The 15,519-nt window shown below is 61.8% G+C and carries 14 protein-coding genes and 1 tRNA gene; 4 read left to right on the top strand and 11 right to left on the bottom strand.

Translation table 11 applies throughout. The annotated features are described in order from the left end of the window. Positions 1-32 precede the first annotated feature (32 nt). On the top strand, positions 33-1,775 hold the full coding sequence (locus tag AC1DVV_RS19220; RefSeq protein WP_477666066.1) for a proline--tRNA ligase: 1,743 nt from the start codon (positions 33-35) through the stop codon (positions 1,773-1,775). A gap of 7 nt (positions 1,776-1,782) precedes the next feature. After that, a complete protein-coding gene (locus AC1DVV_RS19215) occupies positions 1,783-2,454 on the top strand; it encodes a lytic transglycosylase domain-containing protein (protein WP_477701735.1) in 672 nt (223 codons plus the stop codon). A 511-nt stretch (positions 2,455-2,965) separates the two neighbouring features. Here the strand turns inward: AC1DVV_RS19215 and AC1DVV_RS19210 are convergent. The 5 genes from AC1DVV_RS19210 to AC1DVV_RS19190 all read right to left on the bottom strand — a co-directional run bounded on the left by AC1DVV_RS19210 (position 2,966) and on the right by AC1DVV_RS19190 (position 9,646). Then, the gene (locus AC1DVV_RS19210) at positions 2,966-3,406 is read right to left on the bottom strand and encodes an NUDIX domain-containing protein (protein ID WP_457279686.1); all 441 of its coding nucleotides are present in this window, start codon (positions 3,404-3,406) and stop codon (positions 2,966-2,968) included. Next, entirely contained in the window at positions 3,403-4,377 is a 975-nt protein-coding gene (locus AC1DVV_RS19205; protein ID WP_477707238.1) for an ATP-binding protein, read from the bottom strand. The genes AC1DVV_RS19210 and AC1DVV_RS19205 overlap by 4 nt, the downstream gene beginning before the upstream one ends. 11 nt (positions 4,378-4,388) lie before the next feature. Further along, entirely contained in the window at positions 4,389-5,630 is a 1,242-nt protein-coding gene (argJ, locus tag AC1DVV_RS19200) for a bifunctional glutamate N-acetyltransferase/amino-acid acetyltransferase ArgJ (protein ID WP_477701733.1), read from the bottom strand. A gap of 57 nt (positions 5,631-5,687) precedes the next feature. Continuing rightward, positions 5,688-8,453: a preprotein translocase subunit SecA gene (gene secA / locus AC1DVV_RS19195; protein WP_477701732.1), complete on the bottom strand. Its 2,766-nt coding sequence runs from the start codon at positions 8,451-8,453 to the stop codon at positions 5,688-5,690. A 212-nt stretch (positions 8,454-8,665) separates the two neighbouring features. Beyond that, positions 8,666-9,646, bottom strand: coding sequence for a M23 family metallopeptidase (locus AC1DVV_RS19190; protein WP_457279690.1), 981 nt, complete (start codon positions 9,644-9,646; stop codon positions 8,666-8,668). Between the two features lie 53 nt (positions 9,647-9,699). Here AC1DVV_RS19190 and AC1DVV_RS19185 point away from each other — a divergent pair, with 53 nt between their 5' ends. Continuing rightward, the gene (locus AC1DVV_RS19185) at positions 9,700-10,017 is read left to right on the top strand and encodes a hypothetical protein (RefSeq protein WP_477649133.1); all 318 of its coding nucleotides are present in this window, start codon (positions 9,700-9,702) and stop codon (positions 10,015-10,017) included. 124 nt (positions 10,018-10,141) lie between these two features. On the opposite strand, the gene AC1DVV_RS19180 is transcribed toward AC1DVV_RS19185, so the two are convergent. The 6 genes from AC1DVV_RS19180 to petA all read right to left on the bottom strand — a co-directional run bounded on the left by AC1DVV_RS19180 (position 10,142) and on the right by petA (position 14,693). Beyond that, positions 10,142-10,217, bottom strand: a tRNA-Thr gene (locus AC1DVV_RS19180). 11 nt (positions 10,218-10,228) lie between these two features. Then, positions 10,229-10,780 carry a ClpXP protease specificity-enhancing factor gene (locus tag AC1DVV_RS19175; protein ID WP_477707237.1) on the bottom strand — a complete coding sequence of 184 codons (552 nt, stop codon included), beginning with the start codon at positions 10,778-10,780 and terminating at the stop codon, positions 10,229-10,231. Positions 10,781-10,918: 138 nt separating this feature from the next. Then, complete coding sequence (locus tag AC1DVV_RS19170; protein WP_007868077.1) at positions 10,919-11,530, bottom strand: glutathione S-transferase N-terminal domain-containing protein; 612 nt, start codon at positions 11,528-11,530, stop codon at positions 10,919-10,921. An 85-nt stretch (positions 11,531-11,615) separates the two neighbouring features. Then, complete coding sequence (locus AC1DVV_RS19165; protein WP_477666063.1) at positions 11,616-12,371, bottom strand: cytochrome c1; 756 nt, start codon at positions 12,369-12,371, stop codon at positions 11,616-11,618. Between the two features lie 16 nt (positions 12,372-12,387). Then, entirely contained in the window at positions 12,388-13,929 is a 1,542-nt protein-coding gene (locus tag AC1DVV_RS19160; RefSeq protein ID WP_477666062.1) for a cytochrome b, read from the bottom strand. A 128-nt stretch (positions 13,930-14,057) separates the two neighbouring features. Next, positions 14,058-14,693, bottom strand: coding sequence for a ubiquinol-cytochrome c reductase iron-sulfur subunit (petA, locus tag AC1DVV_RS19155; protein ID WP_457279695.1), 636 nt, complete (start codon positions 14,691-14,693; stop codon positions 14,058-14,060). A 291-nt stretch (positions 14,694-14,984) separates the two neighbouring features. On the opposite strand from petA, the gene mscL reads away from it, so the two are divergent. Then, positions 14,985-15,410, top strand: a complete 426-nt coding sequence (mscL, locus tag AC1DVV_RS19150) for a large conductance mechanosensitive channel protein MscL (protein WP_457279696.1) — start codon at positions 14,985-14,987, stop codon at positions 15,408-15,410. The last annotated feature ends 109 nt before the right edge of the window (positions 15,411-15,519 follow it).

Below are 15,519 nucleotides of genomic sequence, written 5' to 3'. Positions count from 1 at the left end.
TTTTCCAACCCCGGAATCCCCGAAAACCGCCCATGAAAGCCTCCCAGTTCTTTATTTCCACCCTCAAGGAAGCGCCTGCCGACGCGGAAGTCGTCAGCCACCAGCTCATGATGCGGGCCGGCATGATCAAGAAACTGGGCGCCGGCGTGTACAACTACATGCCGATGGGCCTGCGCGTGATCCGCAAGGTCGAGGCCATCGTGCGCGAGGAAATGAATCGCGCCGGCGCGATCGAAATGACCATGCCGGTGATCCAGCCGGCCGAGCTCTGGCAGGAAACCGGCCGCTTTGAAAAAATGGGCCCCGAGCTGCTGCGCATCAAGGACCGCCACGGCCGCGACTTTGTCGTCCAGCCGACCAGCGAGGAAGTCGTCACCGATGTGATGCGCCAGGACATCAAGAGCTACAAGCAGCTGCCCAAAAACCTGTACCAGATCCAGACCAAGTTCCGCGACGAGCGCCGGCCGCGCTTCGGCCTGATGCGCGGACGCGAGTTCATCATGAAGGATGCCTACAGCTTCGACCGCGACCAGGCGAGCGCCAAGGCCAGCTACCAGGTCATGGCCGCGGCCTACCGCAAGATTTTTGACCGCTTCGGCCTGACCTACCGCGCCGTCGCGGCGGACAGCGGCGCCATTGGCGGTGACCTCAGCGAAGAGTTCCAGGTGATCGCCGCCACCGGCGAAGACGCCATCGTGTATTGCCCCGGCAGCGACTACGCCGCCAACATGGAAAAAGCCGAGGCGCTGGCGCCCCAGGGCGCACGCAAGGCCGCTTCCCAGGCGCTGACCAAAACCGCCACGCCCGGCAAAGCCACCTGCGCCGACGTGGCGGAACTGCTGGGCATCCCGCTCGCTTCCACCGTCAAGTCGCTGGTACTGGCCACCGACCAGATGGATGAAACCGGCAAGGTCATCAAGACGCAGGTCTGGCTGCTGCTGCTGCGCGGCGACCACGACATGAACGAGGTCAAGGTTGGCAAGGTGCCGGGCCTGGCGGACTTTCGCTTTGCCACCCTGCCGGAAATTGAAGACCATTTCGGCTGCAAGCCTGGCTACCTCGGCCCGCTCAACCTGAAGAAACCCGTCAAGCTGGTGGCGGACCGCGAAGTCGCGGCCATGGCCGACTGGGTGTGCGGCGCCAACGAAGTGGACTTCCACACCACCGGCGTCAACTGGGGCCGCGACCTGCCCGAGCCCGAACTGGTGGCCGACATCCGCAACGTGGTTGCGGGCGACCCTTCGCCCGACGGCAAGGGTGCGCTGGTGATTGAGCGCGGCATCGAGGTCGGCCACGTGTTCTACCTCGGCACCAAATACAGCCAGGCCATGAACGCCACCTTCCTCGGTGAAAACGGCAAGCCCCAATTCCTGGAAATGGGTTGCTACGGCATCGGCATCACGCGCCTGCCGGCCGCCGCCATCGAACAAAACCACGACGAGCGCGGCATCATCTGGCCCGACGCGATTGCGCCTTTCACCGTGGTGCTGTGCCCCATCAGCCCCGACCGCTTTCCCGAAGTCGAAGCGGCCGCCAGCAAGCTTTACGCCGAACTGCTTGCAGCCGGCGTGGACGTGATCCTGGACGACCGCGGCGAACGGCCCGGCGCCATGTTTGCCGACTGGGAACTGATTGGCGTGCCGCACCGCGTCACCATCGGCGACCGCGGCCTCAAAGACGGCCAGCTCGAATACCAGCACCGGCGCGATGCGGCTTCGAGCAAGATCGACGTTGCCGGCGCCTTTGATTTCCTCAAGGGAAAGCTGGCGCTTTGACGGCCCAATGGTTTCCGTGCGCTCATTGACCCTGTCCGCATCCGGTGCCGCCCCGGCCATGGCGCAGGGGATTTCCAGGCGAAGCTGCCTGCAGGCCCTGCCCATCGCCCTCAGCCCGCTGCTGCTGGCACAGCAGGCGCATGCCGGCGCGCAGGTGGAAGAGCCGCTGATCGACTCGGTGCGCACGGCTTTGAGTTCGGCGATTGCCAACCAGGCACCTCCCGTGCCCGAGTTCAAGGACACCGAAAGCCGGCTCGCCTACCTGCGCTGGCTGGGCGCCATGAGCGAGCGGCTCAAGAAGAAAAAACCCGAGTGGCAAATCCGCAAGGAGTTTTTGCAAACCGTCTGGTACGAAAGCCGCCGCGCCGGGCTGGACACCACACTGGTGCTGGGCCTGATCCAGGTCGAAAGCAATTTCCGCAAATTCGCGGTTAGCAACGTCGGCGCGCGCGGCTACATGCAGGTCATGCCTTTCTGGACGCGTGTGATCGGCGACGGCGACCCCTCCAAACTCTTTCACATGCAGACCAACCTGCGCTTTGGCTGCGTGATCCTGCGCCACTACCTGGACCGCGAACGCGGCGACCTCTTCATGGGCCTGGGCCGCTACAACGGATCGCGGGGCAAGTCGCCCTACCCCAATGCCGTGATGGGGGCGAGCAAAGCCTGGGAGTTCTAGGCACACCCCCATCGGGGCTCACTGCGTGTAGCCCCTTTCCCCCTTGCAGGGGGCGGCGCCTGCAGGCCGGCAAAGCCGGACCTGCGGCCCCTGCTGGCAAAACACCGCTATCAATTCAATAGCTGCTTGCGCTTGCCACTATTGGGCTGAGGCGCTATTTGATGCCTGAAAACCGGGTCTTAGCGCCGTTTGGCGGCCGACACAACGGGTCTTGAAGGCATTTTGGTGCCTAAAAGGGGCTTTTTGGCCTCTTTTTACCCATGAATAGTGCCTCTAGCCCAATACTGGCAAGCGCAAGCAGCTATAAATTTAATAGCGGTCGGCTGCCTTGCCAGCAGGGGCCGCGGATCTGGCTCTGCCAGTCCGCAGGCGCCGCCCCTGGAAGGGGGAAGGCGCTACACGCAGTGAGCGTCCGACGGGGTGAACTTAGTTTTCGGCTTTGCCGGGCCGCAGGCGCCGCCCCCTGCAAGGGGGGAGCAGGCTACACGAAGTGAGCCTGAACGGGGGTGTTCTATTTTTCTGCGGCAAACCAGTCCAGCACAGGCACCGTGCCCGGCAGCACTGGCTGCACTGTCACCGGCAGGTTTTGCCAGGCAAAGGACTGGCCTTCGTGCATGTGGAGTTCGCCGGTCCAGTCGAAGACCTTGCAGAAGTTGAGGCGGACCAAGGCGTGCGGATAGTCGACCATTTCGACTTTCCAGGGTTGGGCGGCGCCTATGGTGACGCCGATTTCTTCCTGCAGTTCGCGGCGCAAGGCTTCTTCGACCGTTTCACCGGCTTCGAGCTTGCCGCCCGGAAATTCCCAATAACCTTCGTAGACCTTGCCCGGTGGGCGTGAGGTGAGGAGGAAATCGCCATTGGGCCGGATCAGCACGCCGACGGCCACGTCGACCACCTTGCGGTCCACACCGCCCTCGCGCGGGCGCTCGCCGTCGGCGACCAGCACGCTCATGTCGAATGGTCGGGAGCGTGGTCGCCGTCGGGCGACGCAGCAGCCACCGCAGCGCCCGGCCGCTCATACGCCGCGATGGGTGCAGCCGCCACGGGCCGGCTGGCACTATCGCGGCCGGCGTAGTCGCGGGCGAACTGGTAGGCCACGCGGCCGCTGCGTGAGCCGCGCTCCAGCGCCCAGACCAGCGATGCGGGCCTCGCGGCCGCAATTGCGTCGGGGCCCACGCCGAAGGACGACAGCCACTGCGCGACGATGGTCAGGTATTCGTCCTGGGTGAAGGGGTAAAAACTGACCCACAGGCCAAAGCGCTCGGACAGCGAAATCTTTTCTTCGACCACTTCACCGGGATGCACCTCACCATCGTCGCCGTGGGTGTAGGTGAGGTTTTCGGTCATGTACTCGGGCAGCAGGTGGCGCCGGTTGCTGGTCGCGTAGATCAGCACATTGGGCGTCGCCGCTGCCACAGAACCATCGAGGATGGACTTGAGCGCCTTGTAGCCGGGCTCGCCTTCTTCAAAACTCAGGTCGTCGCAAAAGACGATGAATTTTTCGGGCAGTCCGGACACAACGTCGACGATGTCCGGCAGGTCAGTCAGGTCGGCTTTGTCGACCTCGATCAGCCGCAGGCCGCGCGCCGAATATTCATTGAGGCAGGCCTTGATCAGCGAGGACTTGCCGGTGCCGCGCGCGCCGGTCAGCAGCACGTTGTTGGCGGGCTTGCCGCTGACAAACTGCTCGGTGTTGCGCCGGATCTTTTCCTTCTGGTCCTCGATTTCCTTGAGGTCGCCCAGGCTCATGTTGCCGATGTGGCGCACCGGCTCCAGCGAGCCGTGGCCGGAGCTGCGCTTGCGGTAGCGGTAGGCAATCGAAGCGCTCCAGTCCGGCGCGGTGAGCGGTTGCGGCAGCACGGATTCAATCCGCGCCATCAGGGACTCGACGCGGGTGATCAGGCGTTCAAACTGCTCGTTCATGCTCGGCCGGACTAGCTGCGGTAATCCGCGTTGATTTTGACGTAGTCATAGGAGAGATCGCAGGTCCAGACGGTGTCGGCTGCATCGCCCCGGCCCAGCACCACGCGCACAGTGATCTCGCTTTGTTTCATCACACGCTGGCCGTCGGCCTCCACGTAGCCAGGGTGGCGGCCACCGTTTTTGGCGACCAGCACATCGTCCAGGTACAGGTCGATGCGGGTCTGGTCCAGGTCGTCGATCCCGGCGTAACCGACGGCCGCCAGGATGCGGCCGAGGTTGGGGTCGCTGGCGAAGAAGGCGGTTTTCACCAGCGGCGAATGCGCGATCGCATAGGCCACCTTGCGGCACTCTTCGCCGGTCTTGCCGCCTTCGACGGCGACGGTGATGAACTTGGTGGCGCCTTCGCCGTCGCGCACGATGGCTTGGGCCAGCTTGCGGGCAATGTCCAGCATGGCAGCGCGCAGGGCCTTGCCTTCTGCGCTGTCGAGTGAAGTGATGGGCGGGTGCTTCGCCTTGTTGGTGGCCATCACGACGAACGAGTCGTTGGTTGAGGTGTCGCCGTCGACAGTCACGCGGTTGAATGACCCTTCGGCCAGTTCTGTGGCCAGCTGCGCCATGAGCGGCTGGGCAACGCAGGCATCGGTGGCCATGAAGCCCAGCATGGTGGCCATGTTGGGCCGGATCATGCCGGCGCCCTTGCTGATGCCGGTGATGGTGACGTCGGCGCCTGCAATCTTCACGCGCGCGGAGAAAGCCTTGGCGACCGTATCCGTCGTCATGATGGCTTCGGCGGCGTTGCCCCAGTTGTCGGCCTTGGCAGCCTCCAGTACGGCAGGCAGGCCGGCCGCGATGCGGTCGTTCGGCAGCGGCTCCATGATGACGCCGGTGGAAAACGGCAGGATCTGCTCAGGTGCAATGTCCAGCAGCCGGGCAAGTGCGATGCAGCTGGCGTGCGCGCGGCTCAGGCCGTCGTCGCCGGTGCCGGCGTTGGCATTGCCGGTGTTGATGAGCATGGCGCGTATGCCGGCCGTCTTGCCGCCATTTTTGGCCAGGTGCTCACGGCAGATCTGCACGGGCGCCGCACAAAAGCGGTTTTGCGTAAAGACGGCCCCGACCGAGGCACCCTCGTCGAGCAGCAGTACCGAAAGGTCTTTGCGATTGGCCTTGCGGATGCCCGCTTCGGTGATGCCCCAGCGCACGCCGGGCACAGGGTAAAGGTCCGCGGCGGGCGTGGCAACCAGATTGACGGGCATGTTCCAGGACTCCGGAAAATCAGGGTTAAATCGGCAGTGTTCAGCGCAGCGCGGTGCTCAGTTCAGTCGGCCGTGGCAGTTTTTGTACTTCTTGCCCGAGCCGCAAGGGCAAGGGTCGTTGCGGCCCACACGCGGCACTTCGTCAGCCGGTATGGACGACGCGCGGCGCTGCGATTCGCTGTCCAGCGTCGTTTCCACCTCACCGGTTTCAGTGGGTGCGGTGTAGGTGACGTTGGTGATGTTCTCGGCCCGGCTTTCCATTTCCTCGGCGGCCTGCTCCAGCTGTTCACCCGACTGGATCTTGACCGTCATCAGCACCTTGGTGACTTCGTTCTTCACGCTGTCGAGCAGCTGGCCGAAGAGCTCAAACGCTTCGCGCTTGTATTCCTGCTTGGGCTGCTTCTGCGCATAGCCGCGAAGGTGAATGCCCTGGCGCAGGTAGTCGAGGGCGCTCAGGTGTTCACGCCAGTGGCTGTCGATGCTCTGCAGCAGGACGATGCGTTCGAACTGCGTGAAGTTTTCTTCGCCGATTTTCTCGACCTTGTCGGCGAATGCGGCGTTGGCCGCGGCAATGACTTTTTCCACGACTTCGTCGTCGGTGATGGCGGTCGCGGCTTCCAGCTCCTGGCGCAGGGGCAACTCGATCTGCCATTCGTCGCGCAGCACGTTCTCGAGCCCGGCGATGTCCCACTGCTCTTCAACGCTTTCAACCGGCACATACTGCCGCGCCAGGTCGGTAAAACAGCCTTCGCGCAGGGAAGCGATTTGCGCCTGCAGGTTGGCCGCATCCATGATGTCGTTGCGCTGCTGGTAAATCACCTTGCGCTGGTCATTGGCTACGTCATCGTATTCCAGCAACTGCTTGCGGATGTCGAAGTTGCGCGCTTCCACCTTGCGCTGGGCCGACTCGATGCTGCGGGTCACAATGCCCGCCTCGATAGCCTCGCCATCGGGCATCTTGAGCCGCTCCATGATGGCCTTGACGCGGTCGCCCGCGAAGATGCGCATCAGCGGGTCGTCCAGGCTCAAATAAAAGCGCGATGAACCGGGGTCGCCCTGGCGGCCCGAACGGCCGCGCAGCTGGTTGTCGATACGGCGCGATTCGTGGCGTTCGGTCGCGATGATGCGCAAGCCGCCCAGGGAGGTAACCTGCTCATGCTCTTCTTTCCAGACCGCGCGCAGACGGGTGATTTCCGCTTCCCTGGCCGCCACATCGAGCGACTCGTCCGTTTCAACCGCTTCAATCAATTTTTCAACATTGCCGCCCAGCACGATGTCGGTGCCGCGGCCCGCCATGTTGGTGGCGATGGTGATCATTTTCGGCCGCCCGGCCTGGGCAATGATGTCGGCCTCGCGGGCATGCTGCTTGGCGTTGAGCACCTGGTGCGGCAGGTTCTCCTTGATCAGCAACTGGTCGATGATTTCGGAGTTCTCAATGGACGTCGTGCCGACCAGCACGGGCTGGCCGCGCTCATAGCATTCACGGATGTCCTTGATCGCGGCTTCGTACTTCTCGCGGGTGGTCTTGTAGACGCGGTCCAGCTGGTCGTCGCGGCGGCTGACGCGGTTGGGCGGGATGACCGTGGTTTCGAGGCCGTAGATTTCCTGGAATTCGTAGGCTTCGGTGTCGGCCGTTCCGGTCATGCCGGCCAGCTTGCTGTACAGGCGGAAATAGTTCTGGAAGGTGATGGAGGCCAGCGTCTGGTTCTCAGCCTGGATCTGCACGCCTTCCTTGGCTTCGACAGCCTGGTGCAGGCCGTCGCTCCAGCGGCGGCCCGACATCAGGCGGCCGGTGAACTCGTCAACGATCACGACCTCGCCGTCCTGAACCACATAGTGCTGGTCACGGTGGTACAGCAGGTTGGCGCGCAGCGCTGCATACAGGTGGTGCATCAGCGAAATATTGGCCGGATCGTACAGCGTGGCGCCTTCGGGAATCAGGCCCAGGTTGAACAGCAGGCGCTCGGCGTTCTCATGGCCTTGCTCGGTCAGGAAGACCTGGTGGGTTTTCTCGTCGATGGTGTAGTCGCCGGGCTTGGTCACGCCTTCGCCGGTGCGCGGGTCGGCTTCGCCTTCCTGGCGCGTCAGCAAGGGCACAACCTTGTTCATCGCCAGATACATCTCGGTGTGGTCTTCAGCCTGGCCGCTGATGATGAGCGGCGTGCGGGCTTCGTCGATCAGGATCGAATCGACCTCGTCAACGATGGCGTAATTCAGGCCGCGCTGCACGCGGTCAGCCACCTCGTAGACCATGTTGTCGCGCAGGTAGTCAAAGCCGTACTCGTTGTTGGTGCCGTAGGTGATGTCGGAGCCGTAGGCTGCCTGCTTTTCCTCGCGCGACATGTTGGGCAGGTTGATGCCTACGGTGAGGCCCAGGAAGTTGTAGAGCTTGCCCATCCAGCGCGCGTCGCGGCTGGCCAGGTAGTCATTGACCGTCACCACATGCACGCCTTTTCCGGTCAGTGCGTTGAGGTAGACCGGCAGCGTGGCGGTAAGGGTCTTGCCCTCCCCGGTGCGCATTTCGGAAATCTTGCCGTTGTGCAGCGACATGCCGCCCAGCATTTGCACGTCAAAGTGACGCATCTTCATGACGCGTTTGCTGCCCTCACGGACCACGGCAAAAGCTTCGGGAAGAATGGCATCGAGTTCTTCGCCTGCGGCCACCCGGTCTTTGAATTCCTGGGTTTTGGTGCGCAGCTGGTCGTCGCTCAGTTTCTCATACTCGAGTTCCAGCGCATTGATGCGTTCTACGGTTTTGCGGTAGGTTTTGAGCAGGCGGTCGTTGCGGCTGCCGAAAATTTTGGTCAGGATGTTGGAAGCCATAAATGCGAGGCCGCCTTTGACCGCTCCCGCGAGCTAGGCAATGCGGCCGAAATCCCTTTTTGTGTACGGAACCTAGGTGTGGGCGCCAACAGTTACTTCAACTGGGCCCAAACCCCTGATTTTAACTCTGCCAAGGGAGTCGCATGGCCCGCCGCCGTAAAACCTCAGCGGCAAACCAAAAGCCGTGCACGTGGCACGGCAACGGCAAGCGCCTAGTGGGGGCGCGGCAGCTGGGGAGCCGGCACAGCCGGACGCGGAGAAACCGCTGCCACCGTGGGCCCGGGCAGTTTTTGCCCTGCGGTCAGGAATTTTTGCGGGTCCTGGAAGACACCCTGGACCAGCACCTCGAAATGCAGGTGCGGACCGGTGGAACGGCCCGTGGTGCCCACTTCTGCAATCTTCTGGCCACGCTTAATCAGGTCGCCTTTTTTGACCAGCACGCGGGACGCATGGGCGTAGCGTGTGACGAGTTCGTTGCCGTGGTCGATTTCCACCATGTTGCCGTAGGCGGGGTGGTATTCCTGCGTGACGACCACACCGCCTGCGGCGGCCAGTATCGCGGTACCCGGCTCGGACGGGAAATCCAAGCCGGTGTGCAAGGCCGAGCGCCCGTTCATCGGGTCAATGCGCCAGCCGAAAGGTGAGCCCAGATTGCCACCGGCCACCGGTTCCTGGGTGGGAACCATCATTTTCTTGATCTTCTGGTCGAAGAGGCGCGACTCCATCACGGTCATGAGGTCCACGCGCTGGTCAGTCAGTTTGTCCAGGTCAGCCAGGGTGGCTTGCAGCTCTTCCATGGTCAGCGAGGGACCCGCCACCAGCACGCCACCGCGGCCGGGCGTCACCTTGATGTCATTCGGGCTGACCCCTGCCAGGCCCGACACCCGCTCGCCGAGCGCTTCGAGCTGCATCATCTTGGCCTGCATTTCGCCGACCCGCCTGGCCATGACGTCGAGGTTTTCGCGCATGAAGCGGTCGCGCTGGTCGAATTCGTCCTTGACCATGAGTTTGACCAGTGAGCCGACGACCGGCCAGCCCTCCCGGGCTCCCTTGAGGAACACCCAGTGATAGAGACCCGCAGCCACGAGCATGAGCGCCAGGGCGGCGACAAAGCCGGCCAGCACCAGTTTGGTACCGCTTAAATAAATGGCCCGGCTTTTCGCCAGCCACGCATCCGTGATAATCAAATGCACTTGTCTACCTCTTTTTTTTCAGCTTGCGCTTGCCAGGCTGCTATCTGCCCATCATGACCACTGACCGGCGCCTTCCCCAGGCGCTTTCCGTTTACCAGGCGGCCGGGAATTCACCTTCCCTGGCACGGCTGACGGAGCTCGTTCAGGAGTCCGGCGAAAGGCTCAAGGCCATTGAATCGCTGCTTCCTGAAGCCCTGCGGCCCGCCGTCCAGGCCGGACCGATTGACGGTGAAACCTGGTGCCTGCTGGTAAATGGCAATGCGGCTGCTGCAAAAATCCGGCAGTTGCTCCCCCTGATCCAGGCGCGCCTTCTCGGCAAAGGTTGGAAGGTTACATCAATTCGGCTCAAGATACTAATAGCCAAAAAGTAGTCGTCCAGACCGGCTCACAGAAGCCTCAATACGTCCTGGCCCGCATGTTGATCACATTGCCTGCTACCAATTTCGTAGCGTATGGTACCCATATGGCATGGGGAAGGCAACAGGAAAGGGGAAATGGTGCCGCTTGTCGGAATCGAACTGACGACCTACCGCTTACAAGGCGGTTGCTCTACCAACTGAGCTAAAGCGGCACAAAGCTATTTTACTTGACCCGTTTCAGTGAAGGCCGTGTGCGCGGCGACTTGGGCGGATCCGGCGGCTCGGAACCGTCATCGGCTTGCGTATCAGCGTTGCTTTCGGGCACCAGCTGCATGATCTTTTCCGGGCCTTCCGCCGGATTGTGCGGATGCGCAGCCGGCGCGGCAGCCACCGGAGGTGCGCCATGAGGGCCTTCGGCGCCCGCCTCAGCGCCGGAAACCGGACCGGCGGAAGCCGCAACCATGGGAAAGGCCATGCCTTGCCCGTTTTCACGGGCATAGATCGCAATCACGTGGCTGATGGGCACCATGATTTCCCGGGCACTACCGGCAAACCTCGCCTTGAACTCGATGAAATCGTTGCCGAGCTTGAGCGACGAGGTCGCGTCAAAACTGATGTTGAGCACGATCTCGTTGTTCTTGACGTACTCGCGCGGCACCTGCACGGTGTCGTCCACCGACACGGCCACATAAGGCGTGAAGCCGTTGTCGGTGCACCACTCGTACAAGGCCCGTATCAAATAAGGGCGGGTCGACGTGGAGTCCAGGGCGTTCATGAATTCGGCCAAGTTAAATCCGAAACAGCGTGTCACACTCTTCGCCAGCCGGGGCCGCGGAACCGGCTTCGCCGGGCCGCAGGCGCAGCGCCCCCTCGGGGGGCAGCGCAGTACGCGAAGCGACAAGCGTGGGGGCCATTACTTTCGCATGACCTTTTCGGACGGCGTCAGTGCTTCGATATAGGCGGGGCGCGAAAAAATGCGTTCCGCATACTTGAGCAGCGGTGCGGCATTTTTCGACAGGTCAATGTCGTAGTAGTCCAGTCGCCACAGCAACGGAGCAATCGCCACGTCCAGCATGGAGAAGTTGTCGCCGAGCATGAACTTGTTTTTCAGGAAGATCGGTGCGAGCTGCGTCAGGCGGTCGCGGATGTGCGAACGGGCTTTTTCAAGCGCCTTTTCGTTGCCTTTGGAGGCGCGCGATTCCAGCGTGCTGACATGGACGAACAGTTCTTTTTCGAAGTTCAGCAGGAAGAGGCGCACGCGCGCACGGTCAACCGGGTCGCCGGGCATGAGTTGCGGGTGCGGAAAGCGCTCGTCGATGTACTCGTTAATGATGTTCGATTCGTACAGGATCAGGTCGCGCTCGACCAGGATAGGTACCTGCCCGTATGGGTTCATCACATTGATGTCTTCCGGCTTGTTGTACAGGTCAACATCGCGGATTTCGAAATCCATGCCCTTTTCAAACAGCACAAAACGGCAGCGGTGCGAGAAGGGGCAGGTCGTGCCTGAATAAAGGACCATCATGGTGCGGAACTCCTAAATGCAAAGGAGTGGATACATTGAAAGCATCCACTCCAGAAGGTGCCGGGAGCTTAGCCCCGGCGAAAAATTACTTGACGTCTTTCCAGAACGCCGCATTCAGGCGCCAGGCAACAAAGGTCAAGCCGAGAAGGAAAATCAGCACCCAGACGCCGACACGAATACGGGTGTTCTGGGCCGGCTCGCCCATCCATTGCAGGTAGCCCACAAGGTCGCCCATCGCCTCGTCATACTGCAACTGCGTCATGGTGCCGGGGGTGAGCTGCTTCCAACCTTTAAAAATCTCCACTTTGTGGCCGTGCTCTTCCTTGTAGTCGTACTGCGGCTCGCGCGTACCCTGCAGTTCCCACAGCACATGCGGCATGGCCACACTCGGGAAAGCGCGGTTGTTCCAGCCCGTGGCTTTGGTGTTGTCGGGGTAGTAGCTGCGCAGGTAGGTGTAAAGATAGTCGGCACCCGTGCCGCCGGCACCCGATCGCGAACGTGCAATCACGGTCAGGTCGGGCGGATTGCCGCCGAACCAGTCCTTCGCCTGCTTGGGATCAATCGCGGCCTTCATGGTGTCGCCGACTTTTTCGGTCGTGAACAGCAGGTTGTCCTTGATTTGCTGCTCGGTCAGGCCGATGTCTTTCAGGCGGTTAAAGCGCATGAAAGCAGCGGAGTGGCAGTTCAGGCAGTAATTGACGAACAGCTTGGCACCGTTTTGCAGCGAGCCCAGGTCATTCGTGTTGTTCGGTGCCTTGTCCCAGGCAATACCGCCTTCGGAAGCGTGTGCACCGGCAACCAGGCCGAGGGCCGCGATCAGGGAAAAAATCAGTTTTTTCATTGTTGTTATCTCCTGCTTAGTGACCGTGGAAAATAATACGGTCAGGCGGCGTTTTGGGCGTACCCAGGCGGCTCCACCACGGCATCAAAAGGAAGAAACCAAAATAGAACAGGGTGCCGAGCTGGGACACGCGCTCACCGATGGCCGATGGCGGCTGAACGCCCAGGTAACCGAGCACCAGGAAATTCACGACAAAAATGCCGTAGAGGTATTTGTGCCAGTCAGGGCGGTAGCGGATGGACTTGACCGGGCTATGGTCCAGCCATGGCAGGAAGAACAGGATGATGACCGCACCACCCATCACGACCACGCCCCAGAACTTGGCGTCGATACCCTTGATCATCATGCCCCAGAGCTCGCCCAGGAAAGGCACGCCGGCCAGCGGTTTGGCCAGCGCATCCAGGCCTTGCGCGATGCCGGCGCCGGCGGAGGGAATGACCAGGCCGATCCAGTTGGCGATGGAAGGCAGCAGGCCCAGCAGCAAGGCCGCGCCAATGGCAATCACCAGCACCGCCGGTTTGAAGATGCCGGAGAGTTTGCGGGCGGCAAGCACTGCGGCGACGATCGCGATGATGCCCAGCGCACCGGCCATTTCACCGGTGATGGCGCGCAGCATGGAGTAGTAAGGCGTGAAGTACCAGACCGGTGCGATGTGTGCCGGCGTCTTCAGCGGGTCGGCCGGGATGAAGTTGTTGTACTCCAGGAAGTAGCCGCCGAACTCGGGCGCGAAAAAGATGATCGCCGTGAAGATCATCAGGAAGACGCTCACACCAAAGATGTCGTGCACCGTGTAATAAGGGTGGAAGGGAATGCCGTCGAGCGGGTGGCCTGCGGCGTCCTTCGGTGCATTCGGGCCCTTGATTTCAACGCCGTCAGGGTTGTTGGAGCCGACTTCATGCAGTGCGATGATGTGCGCAGCCACCAGGCCCAGCAGCACCAGCGGCACGGCGATGACGTGGAAAGCAAAGAAGCGGTTCAGCGTCGCGTCGCCGACCACATAGTCGCCGCGGATCAGCAGCGCCAGGTCAGGGCCGATGAAAGGGATGGCGGCAAACAGGTTGACGATCACCTGGGCACCCCAGTAGCTCATCTGGCCCCATGGCAGCAGGTAGCCCATGAAGGCCTCGGCCATCAGGCACAGGAAAATCGCGCAGCCGAAGATCCAGACCAGCTCACGCGGCTTGCGGTAGCTGCCGTAGAGCAGGCCGCGGAACATGTGCAGGTAGACCACCACGAAGAAGGCCGAAGCACCGGTGGAGTGCATGTAGCGGATCAGCCAGCCCCAGGGCACGTCGCGCATGATGTATTCGACAGAGCCGAAGGCCAGCGCGGCATCGGGCTTGTAGTTCATCGTCAGGAAGATGCCGGTGACGATCTGGATGACCAGCACCAGCATGGCCAGCGAGCCGAAGACGTACCAGAAGTTGAAGTTCTTCGGTGCGTAGTACTCGCTCATGTGCTCTTTGTAGAGCTTGCTGGCGGGAAACCGGTTGTCGACCCAGTTCATCGCCTTGACGGCGAGCGGGGCATCGGGGGAAATTTCTTTGAATTCAGCCATAACTGATCCTGGTTCGGTGGGATTCTTTGGCAAGCACCTGGTACGCGGCAGAAAGGTCGGCGGGTATCAGGTGCTGGCTACAGGGTCTTGTGAAGGAGCTTGGTTAACGCGGGTTACGGCAAGCGCCTTCAGGCCTTCTTGTCTTCACCAATCAGCAGACGGGTGTCCGAAAGGTACATGTGCGGCGGCACTTCCAGGTTGTCCGGCGCGGGCTTGTTCTTGTACACGCGGCCAGCCATGTCGAAGGTCGAGCCATGGCAGGGGCACAGGAAACCGCCGGCCCAGTCGTTGGGCAGCGAAGGCTGCGCGCCAGGCTGGAACTTGTCGGAAGGCGAGCAGCCCAGGTGCGAGCAGATGCCCACCACCACAAGCGTTTCGGGCTTGATGGAGCGGTTTTCGTTGCGGGCGTATTCAGGGGTCAGTTCGTCGGGCTTGCGCTCGGATTTGGGGTCGGCCAGGAGGGCGTCGACCTTGGGCAGCTCGGCGAGCTGCTCGGGCGTGCGTTTGATGATCCAGACGGGCTTGCCGCGCCATTCCACCGTGATCTTTTCGCCGGGCTTCACGCCGGAAATATCGACCTCGACGGCCGCACCGGCAGCCTTGGCTTTTTCGGAGGGCTGGAAAGTGCTGACAAAGGGGATTGCGGTGGCTGCAACGCCTGCGCCGCCTACAGCGCAGGTGGCCACGAGCCAGTTTCTTTTATCTTTATCGACGGGGGCGCCGTGGGGCACACCGTTCGCGCTTGCTTCGCTTGCTTGGGTCATGAGAGTCCTTCAAGAACTGGCTTGAAATAGGCTTGGTGGGAGGCTTAGTGGGGTCAACCCGCAATTGTAGCGGAGCGCGATGTCGTTTTTCAAGGCGGAGGGCCCGGCCCGGGCGGTGGCGGCCCGCATGGCTGGGCTGGAAGTGCCTGTTTTTAAGGCAGTCGGCCGCCTTCGCATACTTTGTTGCAAGCCGCCCCTTCCGCGCCGCCCGAAAACACGGCCAGCCTTCATAATCATTTTTTTCAGAACGCCGGTACGGCCGGCAACCGCTGCCAATAACAGGAGAGACTCATGGGAATGATGCAGGAATTCAAGGAATTTGCCGTCAAGGGCAATGTGATCGATCTGGCCGTAGGCGTGATCATTGGCGCCGCTTTCGGCAAGATCGTCGACGCCGTGGTGAGCGACCTGATCATGCCGCTGGTGGGCCTGGTCTTCGGCAAGCTGGACTTTTCCAGCATGTACGTATTGCTTGGCACCGTGCCGCCGGGCACCGACATGTCGCTTGAAGCCCTCAAAAAAGCCGGCGTCCCGGTCTTTGCCTATGGCCACTTCCTGACGGTGAGCGTCAACTTCGTCATCCTGGCCTTCATCATTTTCCTGATGGTCAAGCAGATCAACCGGCTCAAACGCCACCACGAAGCCGCGCCACCGCCCGCCGCGCCGCCTGAAGACATCGTGCTGCTGCGTGAAATCCGCGACAGTCTGAAAAAGTAACCCCCCTGTGGCTCGCTCACTTCGTGTAGCGGACCTCTCCCCTACAGGGGACGGCGCCTGCGGACTGGCAAAGCCAGATCCGCGGCCCCTGCTTGAAAGATATCTACCC

The sequence above is a fragment of the Polaromonas sp. P3_B4 genome (assembly GCF_056402835.1).
Note: the sequence above shows the minus strand (reverse complement) of the source record. Positions and strands in the feature narration are given on the sequence as shown.